Genomic DNA, 13,758 nt, shown 5'->3' with positions numbered 1-13,758 from the left:
AATCATAACAGAAAAAGCGCATGAAAGATCATTTAATCCGCACAAGTCACCCCTACTCTCTACCCATTCAAACCGTTACAACGACGGGAACTTATGAAATCAAAAATAACGAGTTTTTATCCTTTATGGAAGAAAAGGAGGTATCCTCTCTTTCCTCGATTATCTTTCAATTTGATGATGTTGTATTTTTTAATGGAATCGAATTATTGCCAGGAAAGGATGGATTAGATTTTTTCCCTGATTCTTTTCGGTTTGAATTGTCTCACGACGGAAAGTATTGGGAACCCATTTTACAAGAATCATCCTTTCGCAAATCCTTTAAAACATCTGCTAAATGGCTTTTTTCGCTTACTAGCGCTCGTTATGTGAAGTTTATCTCTAAAATTTCGAGAAAAGCGAGTAATGGTAAAAATCGAATTAGTTTCGGGCCTCTTAAAATTTTAATCAGTGGGGTTCAGTCTATCCAAATCAGTTCTGAATTAGACCGGTTGTATGTAAAAGAAAACTTATTTGATACAAGACCTGATTATGGTTGGTCTTCTAAAAAAAAGGAAGAACCAGCGGATGAGTATGTCATTTTAGATATGGGATCGGTCAACCGAATTGAAGAATTTCGGATGTTGACCAAAAATGATCCTATCACGAATTTTCCAGAACGATTCATTGTATACTACAGTGAAGATGATCTTACTTGGCACCAATTACATGAAGAGAATTATTTTTTATCAGAACCTGGGACTTGGTATAAGTGGCGTTTCCCACCAGTCAATTTAAGATTTTTGAAAATTGTTTTCATCGATGAAAAACAAACAAACAAAAAAGAATACGTCACCGAAGTCATAGAAATCGAATTGTATTCGAGTGCCGATAAAAAAGAATCCGGTGGCCCCACAAGAGAACCACTCCCCTACGCTTCTGTTTTAAGGTCTGGTATCATTCGCCTTGCAGTTGATGGGGAAGTAAAAGAAGGTGTGGTTGTCCAGTCCAATGACAGACGTCTTCGCGATGCCACAACAGAATACAGAGGGATTGTAGAACTTGCTTCCGATGGAGAAGAAAAACCAGGTGTTGCTGTCCAAGGAAATGATAAACGCCTAAAAATCGCCACTGAACTCACTCATGGTCTTGTCCGATTGGCTAGAAGTGGAGAAGCAAGGCCTGGGCTTGTGGTTCAATCGGATGATGAACGTTTACGAAATGCTTCCACAGAACACCCTGGAATCGTAGAACTTGCGTTAGATGGTGAGACTAGACCTGGTGTTGCGGTGCAAGGGAATGATTCCAGACTAAAGATTGCTACTAAAAAAGCGGTTGGACTTGTGCAGTTGGCAGAAGCTGGTGAAACTGCGATCGACAAAGTTGTGACTGGTGATGATCCAAGACTCAAAGATGCAACAACAACAGCAAAAGGGATTGTGCAACTCGCCCCCAATGGTGGTGAAGAAGGGAATACTGTTGTTCAAGGGAATGACAAACGTTTGAAATTGGCTAGTACTGAGTCCCATGGAATCGTGCAACTTGCTCACTCTGGGGAAAGTAAAGCCGGTGTGGTTGTGCAAGGGAACGATAAACGTCTCGCCAAAGCTGCGTTTGACGAAGCAGGGATTGTATTACTCGCAAACCATGGAGAGGCCGTTCCAGGGAAAGTTGTTTTATCCGATGATCCAAGATTGTCTGATAAAAGAGATCCTAAACCACATACTCACCCATATGCTGAAAAAGAACATGATTTCAATTCCCATACAGGATTATTGAAAATCACTGGCGAAGCAGAATCTGCATCCAAAGGATATGTCCCTCCGCAACCAAGTGATGCAATCATTTATGGAAAAAATACAAAAAATGGATCCGGTGTCCTTGGAGTTTCTTCGGGAATCGGTGTAGTTGGTTTTGGTGATTCCATTGGTTTGTATGGAATTTCCAAAGGAAAAGATAACACTCGTTCTGCTGGGGTTTTGGGTGCCGGGACTACGTCACCTGGTGGGCGATTTGTTTCTCAATCGGAATTTGCAGTCATTGCCGATGGGAAAGGGATTTCAGGATTTGAATTAACTGGATCCGGAAAAGCGATTTATGCAAATGGTGAGTCTGTTTTTGAAGGGAATCTTCGCCTTACAAAAGATGGTGGAGAAGAATGTGTTGCTAAGTATTTCCGTTTAGATGGAAAAGATGTGATCACTGCAGGTGATTTACTGGTAGCAACGGAAGAAACAGGTGTCCTTGGACGTTCTAAACACCCCTACTCCACAAATGTGATTGGTGTTGCTGTTTCCAATGCAAATCTTGTGTTCGGAAAACAAGAGAAAGGTGTGGAGTATGTGCTTGTTGCTTTGCTTGGGATCACCAAAATCCATGTGGATGCCACACAGGTGCCCATTTATCCAGGGGATCTTCTTGTCTCTGGACTCTCTTCAGGTCATGCCATTAAAGCTGACCCAGCGAAATTAAAACCAGGAATGCTTGTCGCGAAAGCGATGGAAGCATGCAAAAAAGACAAAGGACATATCCTTTGTATGTTAACTTTCTCCTAAAAATAAAGCAGGAATTTCTGTGGGTTTCTTAATGAAACCTGCATCGATTGCTCTTTTGAGAAGGTAGGTGACGGCGCCATGGCCTTCTTCACCGAGAGATTTTGTGAATTCGTTTACATATAAATTGATATGGGAACGAATCACCGCATCTTCTTTGTTTTGCGAATTGGCTCGAATGTAATCCATCATCTCTTTTGGTTCTTTGTATGCGGCACTTAAACTATTTTGTAATTCCTTTTGGAATTGTAAGGCATCCTTTTTTGGAATGTCTCTTCTGATGGCAATTGCCCCCAGTGGGATGGGATAACCTGTTGAATTTTCCCACCACTCCCCTAAATCGACGACTTTTTCTAGGCCACGATCTTCATACGTAAATCTTTCTTCATGGATGATGACACCCAAACTATCCTCTTCTAATAGAAGTTTTGGGATGATTTGGTCATAACGAAGGGCAGTTGGTTTATGCGTTCCATTTGTGTATAAAGACAGAAGTAGATTTGCAGTTGTGAGATGGCCCGGTATCAGAAGCTCTTTGCAATTTTCTAAAGTCGTGTTTGTGTTTTTTTTCCGGACAAGAAGTGGTCCACAACCTCTTCCTAAGGCAGAACCTGTTTCCAATAATATATATTGGTTCATGATCTGAAAGTAAGCTGCAAAAGAAAGTTTGGTTACTGGGAACTTTCCTTGTTGGGCAAATTCATTTAAATTTTCCACATCATATAGTTCTTCTTTAACAGGGTAACTTGGATTACGGATCAAATGATAAAACAAAAATGTATCATTCGGACAAGGCGAATAAGCAAGTGAGATCATAGTGCTAAAAAATACTCCTTATGAGGTGTAATGAATACGATTCGGATGAGTAAAAAGAAAAACAATAATAGAGAAGAACCTAAAAATATTTTGAATCCTAAGTTTTTCTGTCCTTCTTTAAGTAATAAGGAAAAAGGAAGGATGAGGGTGAACATGCGGCTTAAATTATCAAAGGAACGCCAATACCCTTCTTCCGCAATGGCAATGACAAATAAGCTTCCAAGGATTGGGAATAACACTTCAATATCTTTGAAAAAGGATTTGCGAATGGAAGAAATACTGACTCCGACCATAGCAATAAAAGATAATAAAAATAGGAGTTTCGGGGTTTCTTTTAATTTGAATTGGAAGGATCCATTCTCCAAAAAACTTTTAACAAAACCAAACAAAGGATAATCAGTCATATCTCGAAAACCGAGTGGGTTTGTGCCTAAATGGTTCGGAGTGGATACCCAACCGTAAAACATAAATCCAATAAAAAGAATCCCTGGCGAGGAATATAGGAATCCAAGTTTCCAGTGTTTCGTTCGTAAAAATTGGAAGACAATGGGGGCTAGAAATAAAATGCCAAGTTCTCTTGTGAAAACGGTAAAAAGAAAGAATAAAAAAGATAAAAGGTGTTTTTCCTTCGAGTAAAAGTAATAAGCGATGATGGCTAAACTAACAAAGAAAGAATCGGCAACTATCAGAAGGTTTGCGTTTAAGGAATAAGGTGAAAAAATATAAAATAATGTCAGCCATTTTGAGTGTTTTGGTAATAATTCGTACAAACAATAAACAGAAAAAAGGAATGTTGTAAATAGTAGAATCAGCGTTAGGATTGGGTAGTGTTCTGAACCAAATAGTAAAGACAAAATCCCTGTTGTAAAGGAAAGTCCGATACGGTGGTAACGAAAGTAGAAACTATCAACGATTAAATCCCAATTACTTTCGGCAAACAAGTCTTTGGCGAGTAGGTAAAAAAATTGGCCATCATATCCCCCTGAAGGATAAATCACAAACTTTGAATCCACTAGGTTAGGATTGATTTCGTAAAACCCTTCCCATATGCCAATGAGAGCAGAAAGTGAGTTTCCGTAGGGTTCAGTTTTGACATAAACGAGCCCGGTCACACCTAAAATGAATAAAATCAAAACAAGCCAAAGATCTCTTGGTTTCACTCTTCCATTTTGTAAAATTTAATGGATTTTGAAAGGAATTTCTCTGGAATTTTCAGAAGATTCTGACAGTTTGTATCCAAAGTTGGGGCAAATGAAAGAAGTTCTCGTTACGATTCAAACCGTTTATCAATATTTAGAAAAACTAGGTCCCAAAAAATCATTCCAAATATTGAAAAATTTAGGTTACGAAAAACTGCTTTCCCTCACTGGAAAAGTCCCCAAAGAAAGACTGATTGTTCTCACTCAAAAGTTAAGTGAAGAAACGGTTGTGGAATTGGTAAATCAAATCCCTGAAAAAATTTTAGTGGAAATGATCTCAGAGAACGATGATGACGATTTAGTGTATTTCATTCACTCTTTGTCGATCACCGATTTGGCAACAGTGTCGAAAAGTATACCTCCCCAAGATGTTGGATTACTTGCCAAAACGTTGGGACGAGAAGTGAGTGTTGAAATTTTGAAATCCTTGGGAATTCAGAAATCAATTGCTTTATTAAAAGAAATTCCGATGCGGGATTTTTTATGGTTAGTCGATAAAGTCCAAGTGCAACCTATCCTTCGACTCGTGAATGAATTGTCCGTTGCTGATTGTAAAAAATGGATCAAACAAAGAGGATTGGAAGAACTTCCCATTTTACTTAAGTTTTTTGGTGTCTCAAACGTATTAGAAATTTTCAAAAAATTAGGGATGAACCAAGCATTGGCAATGATGCATTTACTTGGAACTCGCGAAATGATGGAATTGTCTGTGATTTTATCCAAAATGCATTTGGAGGAATCCAACATTCCTTCTCACCTAACGTTAAAAGCAAAGGTCGAATCTAACCAACCGAAATCAAAATTAGTTGCAAAGAAAAAACCTGCTCCCAAAAAGAAAAAACAATCTAAACGATCGCATTGATCTTTGGGAAATACAAAGTAAATTTACTTCCCTCTCCCATTGTGCTTTCTACAAATATTTCGCCTGACATTTTTTCTACAAGGGACTTGACGATGGAAAGTCCAAGTCCAGTTCCACCTATCTTTCTGTTATCTGAGGATGGAATTCGGAAGAATCGATCAAAAATTTGATTTTTGTAATTTGGATCAATACCGATCCCTGTATCTTCTACTATAATTTCAACTTTGCCGTTTGATTCCTTTAAAGAAATCCCGATTTTCCCTTTGAAGGTATACTTTAGGGCATTTACATAGAGATTTGTGATGATTTGCGAAAATTCAAATTTGATTCCACGTATGAAGAGTCCTTTTTTGAGGGAAAGATCCCACTCGATTGGTTTGCCTTTAGCAAGATGAGAATTCATGTGAATTACATCTTCAATGACAGGAACAGGATCAAAAATTTCTACTACCTCCGCTTCTTTGTCTTTTTCTCTTGAGGTTGTCAATTTGAGTAAGTTTTCAATTAAGAAACTCAATCGTTTTGCGTTTTTATCAATGACCTCTAACATATTGATGTGTTCTGCGTTAAAGGGTAAGGATGAATCGGATTTAAAAAATTCTAAATATCCTCGGATATTGGTCATTGGACTTCGCAGTTCATGACTGACATTAGAGATAAATTCATGTTGAAGTCGTTCTTGTTCTTTTCGTTCTGAGTTAGGTCGAAATTGTACCTGGTATCTTTTTTTAGGTGATAACAGGATGGATGTAAAACTGATATCCACTTCTACTTTGCTTCCATCTTTTGCTAAAATTTCAACATCTGGTAAAGACAACATCGTATCAGAAGATAAATCGGAACCAAATCGCAATTGGCTTGATACTTGATTTCCTATAATGATATCTTCGATTGTCATTTTTGTAATGTCTCCACGGGTGTATCCAGTGAGTGTTCGGAATTGGTTATTGGCTTCTAATATACTACCGGTATCGGCATCTACAAGTGCGATTGCTTCTCTTGAAAATTCAAATAAGTAACGATACTTTTCCTCTGAATATTGTAAGTCTACAGCAGATCGATCGAGTTTGATTTCTAAAATGGAAATTAGGTTTTCCAGTTCTGTGATTTCTTCCCTCTGTAATTCTATTTTCGCGTTAAATGAATCTAACATCGAGTTTACGAGAACTTTTACGCGATTGTCTAATTGTAAAGTTTCGTCTGTATTGAGTCTGGATCCATAATTTCCTTGGAGCATATCCAGTACTAATGAATTGACATCCACGATGAGATGACGAACTGCATTGAGTTTTCGGTAATTGATCTGAGATGGTGCGTGGAGTTTTACCTGTGTTGGTTCTTGGAAACTGGATAATTTTCGAACATCAAATACTTTTTTAGGTTCCAATGCCGAAAGGATTTCATCAAAATTGAGGGCCGTTTGTACTGATTCAGGTTGAATCACTCTTCGGATCAATCGGAAATAGACATCCTTTAAGAGAGGGAACAAGGACGACTCATTTCCATGGTAAGAGAATATTCCTTTTTGGATGAGTGGATGAGCTGTTAGTAGGTTTTTTGTTTCCCCTACTCTTAAGTGAGGATAAAAATGGGAGAGTTGAAGGTCATCCCATAAATTGCCCGTATACTGGTTCGTCGTATTTTGCAGAAAATCAATAGCTTTTTTGACCGCAAGTAAAACTCCCGATACTTCTCTTCCCGATTTGAGAATCGCATCGCCGCTAAATGCTAGTAAGGTGGAAGGGTAAAGAGTGTTTTGCTTTAGTATGGGCAGTTCTAAAGTATTTCCAAAATCCTGGAAGTTTTTCAAAAACGGGCTGGAAAATGAATCTGAAACAAGGCCTAAACAATTTGGTTTCAAGAATTCCTTTTCTTCTAAGAAACCTGGTGTATCTATATAACGAACTTTGACTGGGTTTTTCGGTGCATATTCTTCTAAAAATTTTTCAGCATACAATCTTTCAACGGAATTGATGTGAGGCACAGGTAAAATGTATGCTTTGTTTCTCGTTAGATCTTCTGGTTTGAATTGGAACCTAGAATAAAAACTCAAAGGGGAATGGTAAAGATAGATTCCCTTATAGATACGTTTGAGTTTTGATTTTTTTAAAAAACTCTCTTGGAGGTAGGCAATGGTTGGAATTTCTCCCGCTTCCACTCTTCCTGCGTCCAGTAAGGGTAAAATGGCTTTGTGGTGTGTGTTTAAATGAAGACTTACTTTTACGCCAAATTCTTCGAAATATCCCTTTTTGTAGGCAACAACAATAGGAAGGGAGCTAAGACGACTTGTTATACAAATCTGGATCACATGGCAACAATTCCATTTGTAGGAATCGTTGCCAAATCTTTCTGATTGGAAATTGTCTTAGGTAGAAAAAATCTCCTGCAAAAATTCTGTTGTTCTTTTTGTATATTCGGAGACTTCTTTTTCGTCCATTACTTTGGCTGATAGCAGAGATAGGTCATAGATAACTCGTGCAAGTTTTTTGCCTTTCTCTGGGTTTATTCCTTCAAACGCTTGTAAGGCGGATTTGACAAGTGGTGACTTGGAGTTGACCATCAGAGTATGAGATTTAAGCAAAGATTTTGTATCTTCTCGATTGAACGAAGAATTCATTTCCGTCATTCTACGCATAAATTCGGGAAGTAAAATCACACCAGGGACATCTACTGATTTTAACGGCTCTACCTTGACTTGCACTCCTTCAGCTGGAAGAGCTGATTGGAATAATTTGGTAATTCTACTTGATTCTGTTTCATTGGATTCATTTACAATTTCTGTTTTAGAATCTTTGTCGAGAACCTGGTCTGCAAGTTCGGAATCAACTCTTTGGAATTTCCAATCAGGATTTTTAGTCTCTAAATGTTGGATGAGGTGAGAATCAATTTTAGAATCAACAAGTAATGCTTCTAGTCCTTGTGACTTTAACAAATCCATATAAACCGAACCCATTTCGGTTTCGTTTGCATAAAAGATTTTGTTTTGGTTTTTATCTTTGTTTTTTTCAAAGTACTCCGAAACGGTTGAAAATCCATTTTCTGAATTTTTGAAAATGATATGATCTTTCATGGCATCATAAAATTTCTCATCCGTTAGAACTCCGTATTTTACGAAAATGGAGATATCATTCCAATTCTCTTCATATTTTGTTCTATTTTTTTTGAAATCGTCAATCAATCGATCTGCCACTTTTTTGATGATGTGGTTAGAGATTTTTTTAACCAAAGGATCGTTTTGCAGGTAAGATCTGGATACGTTCAATGGTAAGTCTGGAATATCGATCGTTCCCTTCAGGATGGTTAAAAACTGTGGAATCAATTCACTTGCATTATCACTTACAAATACATGGTTACAAAATAATTTGATTCCATTTTTGGAGGCTTCTAATTCGTGTGTGAGTTTTGGAAAGTATAAGATTCCTTGCAAACGGAATGGATAGTCTACGTTTAAGTGAATATGGAAAAGGGATTCACCTGAAAAAGGGAAAAGATAGGAGTAAAAATCTTTGTAATCATCTGCAGAGATTTTAGATGGTTCTTCAGACCAAAGAGGTTTTTCTCGATTTGCTTTTTCTCCTTGCACATAGATGCCAACAGGTAAAAAGTCACAATATTTTTTGATGAGCTCTTTTAGTTTCCATTTATCAAGATATTCACCGGATTCTCCATCTAGATAAAGGGAAATTTTTGTGCCTCGTTTATCTTTTTCAATCGTAGAAATAGAAAAGTCCGTTCCTGATTCACTAGACCACATAACGGCAGTTTGTACTTTTTTGTAGGACTTGGTTTCTATGGTTACTTTTTTGGAAACCATAAACGAGGAATAAAATCCTAATCCAAAATGGCCGATGATTTCTGCTTTGTTTTCGGTATTTTGGTATTGTTTAGCAAAGTCAGAGGCACCAGAGAACGCAATTTGATTGATGTATTTTTTTACTTCATCACTTGTCATTCCAATCCCGTTGTCTTCAATGATCAAAATTCGTTTGTCTACATCGAAATCCAAATCAATCCGGTAGTCAGTGCCACCTTCGAATTCTTCGCTCAATGAGATTTTTTTTAGTTTGGTGATGGCATCACTTGCATTGGAAACAAGTTCTCTCAAAAAAATATCTTTTTCTGAATATAACCATTTTTTGATAATTGGGAATATGTTTTCTGTTTCGACACTAATTTTGCCTGTTTCTTCTTGTGACATGTTTTACTCCTTGGTTTGAAATTTTTTTATGATACGAGTTATGTTTAAACGATCTTTGGAGTTTAAACTTTTATACAGGTCGGGAAGTTCGGAATTTTGATTTGATTCGAGTAGTTGGGTGATCCACTCAGAATCGCTAGGGGGAATTCCCTGTTTCATCAGATATTCTGTTAGAAAGAATCCCCGTTTTTTTCCAAAACTTTCCACAAATGATACAAAGGTTTGGATCTCCATTTGAAGTGCATACTTCTTAAAACCTATATAAGAAAAAATCCCAAAAATCGCAAGCAAAACTAAAGAGAGAAATGGAAGTTCTAGATTTGGTTTTTTTTCCTTGGGAGTTCTTTCTAAATTCAAATTCCGTTTTGGTAAAATTTGAAAATCAGGAAGAGAAAGGTTGAAACTGATATATTTTTTTTCAGAGAGGGAAAAGAAACTAAATCGATAGGGTTCGATGGTTTCTTTCGTTCTACTTACGATTTGATAACTATATAAAAATTTGACTTTGGAATAAAATCCATATTCTCCCGACTCCAATTGTTGAAAGGATTTGGATTTGGTCTCTGAGATGCATTTGAGTTTCGGATTGGAAAAAACAAATGGTTGGATCCCTTCAAAGCCACCCTCCCCTTCTATGTTCACTTCAAAGTAAGCAGTTTCTCCTTCATACACTTGTTTCGGAGTAGACAAAAAATTAATTTTAAAATTCCCAATTGCTCCTGAGAACTCTTTGGGAGCATTCCTTGGCAAATCCAAAACAAGAACTTTTGCTGGTATGGTTTCGATTGTTTCTTGGATGGAATTGAAACGCAAACTGTCGCCTGTTATGAATTTTGTTTTTCCAAGAATAAAACTTCCTGATTTCAAGGCAGTAAGCCCATAAATTTCTTTTCCAAACACCATCGTTTTTTTGGGGACATTGTTTCGAAGGACTTCTGGTTCAATTTGTACGGAGACTTGTCTAAGTGTTTCTGCTAGAAAAAAAGGAAAGGAGATGGAGTGATTTGGATCTCTCTCGAGGAATGGTTGTCTGTACTGAGTGTAATACAATACAAAATATCCAACAATCGGTTCCCCTTTATAAAATACTGATTTGTTTGTATGAAAGGAAACTTCAGGGACTTCATTTGAATCATTGTCATCAAACTCAAATGGGAAAGGATTTAAAAATCCATTTGGATTGTATTTGGTTCGTTTCCCAACTTTGAATTTGATTGGCGGTGATGTGTATTGTTTTTGATCATACTCAACTGTAATTTCTGGCAGTTGAAACGTTCCTTCCGTTTCCGTGTCTACGTAATAATTGATGATTTGAAACTTCGATACTTTTAAGTTTATGATTTGAGTTTCTGTTCCACTTCCTACATAACGAACACGGACTCCATTTTGTTTCACATTGGTTTGGATGGCACGGAATGGTTTGTCACCGAATGCTTTGATTTCTAATTTTGCATATTCACCTAACGAAAATTCGTCTGGATGGAAGTTGAATTCAACTTCATTTGCCAAAAGATTAGAGAGAGGAAAAATGAATGTAAGTAGGAAAATAAGAAAATGACTACCAAAATTTTTCATTGTCGAATGATCCTCCTCTTTTGTTTTTTAGAATTGAATCATTGGAAAATGGTTCCATAATTCGATCGACATCAGATGGATTTTGGCTCTCGTTTTCCGATTTTTGGTTTTCTTTTGGTGTTTTGGAAGGATTTGGGTTTTGTGTTTGCCCTTGTCCCTGGTTATTTTTAGGACTTGTGTTTTGTTTTTTGGTTAAATGTTCAATGTTTTTTTTGGCAGCGATGTTATCGGGATTTTCTTTTAAACTTTGAAGATACGATTTGAGAGCTTCTTTCTTTTGACCTAACTTAGAGTAAATGTTTCCTTTGGCAAAATGAGCTTTGGATTTTAAATCGGAGTCTGACTTGGGATGTTGCAGAGTTTTATCCAATAATTCCTTTGATTCCATAAATTTCCCCATTTGGTATGCGGTTGTGGATTCATTGTAAATTAATCTGGGATCGTCTTCTATGTATTCCTTTGCTTTTGTAAATTCTTTTTGGCTTTCATTGTAATTTTGATTTTCGTAAGCTTGTTTGCCTCTCTCAATGGCGTTACCACCAGGATCCAACTCCCAGGCATATATTTGGTTTTGGAATGTTAGTAATAAAACAAGGAAGATAGATAATTTAAAAAAAATATTTTTTTGTAAATGGATTGATATCACTCGTTCCACTAGGAGTAAAAAAAAGGAAATCAAAAGGTAAGGATGAGCACCATCTTCATTTTTAAATCTTTCTAGCCGTTCGGTTTTGGTTTTTTTCATCGATTGGATTTTATCTACGAGGTTTAAGGCACCATCTTCATAAAACGAAATGTTGTGATACTCTCCTTCATACCGATCCGCTAAAGATGTTAAGATATCTAAGTTAAGTTTAGAGTTGATCACATTTTCAGAATAAGGTGAGTCTACTAAGTTAGAATCGTAAGTTACAAACCCACCTTTTCCCGTACTTGGATCTCGAAATTCAATCGGTCCTCCTTCTTCCGTTCCAATTCCCCATACCACAACGTCCCCTTCTAGGTTTGGTAAAGATTGTTTTTCATGGTCTTCTCCATCTGTGACAATGACGGTGAGCATCGACTGTAAATGTTTACTTTTTTTTCTAACCGATTCTACTTTTTCTAAAGCTTTGCCTAAATTAGTTCCTTTGGCTCCCACCATTTCAACACCTAGTGATTTGATGTAATCCGAAACAGCAGTGATGTCTGATGTAAGGGGACAGTATGCGAAGGATTGCCCAGCAAATACAATCATTCCGACACGATTGCCTTTTAAATCAGGAAGTAACCGTAAGATTACATCTTGGAAACGTTTTAATCGATTTGGTTTAACATCCACAGCATTCATGGATAAACTAACATCCACTACAAATAAGATGTCTGCTGATTCAAAGTCTTTCGTGGATTCTGCATCAACTGATTTGACTTTATATAAGGACTCAATTGCGAATAATACTGCTAATAAAAATATTACAGAACGTAAGAAGAGAATCTTCGTATTTGTAGTTTGTAATCTATTGACTAAAGAAGGATGATCTTTTTTTAATTTTTGAGACGAATGATTGATCCAAAGTTTAAATAATGAAACTATTAGTCCAACCACTAAAGTGATGATGCCAAGTATGATAATTCTATTTGCATCCATCAAATTTTCTCCGGGGAAGGGTATAGTTTCATCAATAAATGGGTAAGTAAAAGGATGAATGCAAAATAAACAAAATTCGGAAAGTGTGTTTCATGGATTTCTAATGGTTTAGAAGGTAATTCCACAACTTCGAGACTATTGATTTCATTTAATACTTCTTGCAAATCTTCTGGTGATTCCGCTCTAAAAAATCTTCCATTTGTATTCATCGATATTTTTGCAAGTGATTCATAATTAACTTCGTACTGACCTTCTTCTTTTCCGATGCCAATGCAGTAGACTTTGACTCCAAGGGATTTTGCCGCGTAGGCAGCTGTTTCTGGATCCAATTTCCCCGTATTGGAAACTCCATCGGTTAGTAAAATGATTACTTTCGATTTTGCTTCTGAATGTTTGAGTCGGTAGGTTGACAATACAAGGGCATCTCCGATCGCCGTGCCTTGTTCTTCGATATCTTCATTGGAAGTTTCATTGATTAGTTCATCTAACGCATAACGATCACTGGAAAGTGGAGATTGGAGATATGCAGCTCCTGCAAACAAAACGATACCAATGCGATCGTATAATCTTTTTTGGATAAACACTCGCAAAAGTTCTTTTGATACGGTTAATCTATTTTTAGGCAAAAAGTCGTAAGAATTTACCATGGAACCTGAAATGTCGAGAGCGATCATGATATCTACACCCTTTGTAGTATCGGGTGTTAGTTTGTAGCTCTCACCTGGACCTGCTGCAGCAATCACTAAGAAAACCAAGGCTAAATAGACAATAAATTCAGATAATAGATAAACATACTTTCTTAATTTCGTGAGGAATTGATGTTTTGGTTTTTGAAAACGATCTGATTGGATTAAAAAAATGGGTCCAAATGGATTTTTTTTCCATTGGTAAACATATAAAATAAGGATAGGGAGAATAAAAAAGAGAAGGTAAGGTCGTTGGAACTGATCCAT

Annotated in this window: 9 protein-coding genes; 2 read left to right on the top strand and 7 right to left on the bottom strand. The window is 36.9% G+C overall.

Annotated elements, in window-relative coordinates; translation table 11 throughout:
• The first annotated feature begins 20 nt into the window (after positions 1 to 20).
• Entirely contained in the window at positions 21 to 2,531 is a 2,511-nt protein-coding gene (locus tag EHQ59_RS04265) for a discoidin domain-containing protein (RefSeq protein ID WP_135617901.1), read from the top strand.
• Here EHQ59_RS04265 and EHQ59_RS04260 read toward each other — a convergent pair.
• Positions 2,517 to 3,344 carry a 1,4-dihydroxy-6-naphtoate synthase gene (locus EHQ59_RS04260; RefSeq protein WP_135617900.1) on the bottom strand — a complete coding sequence of 276 codons (828 nt, stop codon included), beginning with the start codon at positions 3,342 to 3,344 and terminating at the stop codon, positions 2,517 to 2,519. The two genes, EHQ59_RS04265 and EHQ59_RS04260, sit on opposite strands and share 15 nt — an antisense overlap.
• Positions 3,341 to 4,504 (bottom strand): AZOBR_p60025 family cell surface glycopolymer formation protein, encoded by a 1,164-nt coding sequence (locus EHQ59_RS04255; RefSeq protein WP_135617899.1) that lies wholly within the window; start codon positions 4,502 to 4,504, stop codon positions 3,341 to 3,343. The genes EHQ59_RS04260 and EHQ59_RS04255 overlap by 4 nt, the downstream gene beginning before the upstream one ends.
• 91 nt (positions 4,505 to 4,595) lie before the next feature.
• On the opposite strand from EHQ59_RS04255, the gene EHQ59_RS04250 reads away from it, so the two are divergent.
• Positions 4,596 to 5,405 (top strand): magnesium transporter MgtE N-terminal domain-containing protein, encoded by an 810-nt coding sequence (locus EHQ59_RS04250; protein ID WP_244245377.1) that lies wholly within the window; start codon positions 4,596 to 4,598, stop codon positions 5,403 to 5,405.
• On the opposite strand, the gene EHQ59_RS04245 is transcribed toward EHQ59_RS04250, so the two are convergent.
• The 5 genes from EHQ59_RS04245 to batA are packed head-to-tail and all read right to left on the bottom strand — an operon-like array spanning position 5,389 to position 13,758.
• A complete protein-coding gene (locus tag EHQ59_RS04245) occupies positions 5,389 to 7,713 on the bottom strand; it encodes a sensor histidine kinase (protein WP_135617898.1) in 2,325 nt (774 codons plus the stop codon). The genes EHQ59_RS04250 and EHQ59_RS04245 overlap by 17 nt on opposite strands.
• A 57-nt stretch (positions 7,714 to 7,770) precedes the next feature.
• A complete protein-coding gene (gene htpG / locus EHQ59_RS04240) occupies positions 7,771 to 9,603 on the bottom strand; it encodes a molecular chaperone HtpG (protein ID WP_135617897.1) in 1,833 nt (610 codons plus the stop codon).
• Between the two features lie 3 nt (positions 9,604 to 9,606).
• Complete coding sequence (locus EHQ59_RS04235) at positions 9,607 to 11,178, bottom strand: BatD family protein (protein ID WP_135617896.1); 1,572 nt, start codon at positions 11,176 to 11,178, stop codon at positions 9,607 to 9,609.
• A complete protein-coding gene (gene batB, locus EHQ59_RS04230; RefSeq protein WP_135617895.1) occupies positions 11,162 to 12,805 on the bottom strand; it encodes a VWA domain-containing protein BatB in 1,644 nt (547 codons plus the stop codon). Before batB ends, EHQ59_RS04235 begins: the two co-directional genes overlap by 17 nt.
• Complete coding sequence (gene batA, locus EHQ59_RS04225) at positions 12,805 to 13,758, bottom strand: VWA domain-containing protein BatA (RefSeq protein ID WP_135617894.1); 954 nt, start codon at positions 13,756 to 13,758, stop codon at positions 12,805 to 12,807. Before batA ends, batB begins: the two co-directional genes overlap by 1 nt.

Source organism: Leptospira kemamanensis (assembly GCF_004769665.1).
Classification (GTDB): Bacteria; Spirochaetota; Leptospiria; order Leptospirales; family Leptospiraceae; genus Leptospira_A; species Leptospira_A kemamanensis.
Note: the sequence above shows the minus strand (reverse complement) of the source record. Positions and strands in the feature narration are given on the sequence as shown.

Coding starts and splice junctions, on each gene's coding strand:
- EHQ59_RS04260 (WP_135617900.1), bottom strand. CDS start 3,344: ATGATCTCACTTGCTTATTCGCCTTGTCCGAATGATACATTTTTGTTT.
- htpG (WP_135617897.1), bottom strand. CDS start 9,603: ATGTCACAAGAAGAAACAGGCAAAATTAGTGTCGAAACAGAAAACATA.
- batB (WP_135617895.1), bottom strand. CDS start 12,805: ATGGATGCAAATAGAATTATCATACTTGGCATCATCACTTTAGTGGTT.
- EHQ59_RS04265 (WP_135617901.1), top strand. CDS start 21: ATGAAAGATCATTTAATCCGCACAAGTCACCCCTACTCTCTACCCATT.
- EHQ59_RS04250 (WP_244245377.1), top strand. CDS start 4,596: ATGAAAGAAGTTCTCGTTACGATTCAAACCGTTTATCAATATTTAGAA.
- EHQ59_RS04235 (WP_135617896.1), bottom strand. CDS start 11,178: ATGAAAAATTTTGGTAGTCATTTTCTTATTTTCCTACTTACATTCATT.
- batA (WP_135617894.1), bottom strand. CDS start 13,758: ATGGATCAGTTCCAACGACCTTACCTTCTCTTTTTTATTCTCCCTATC.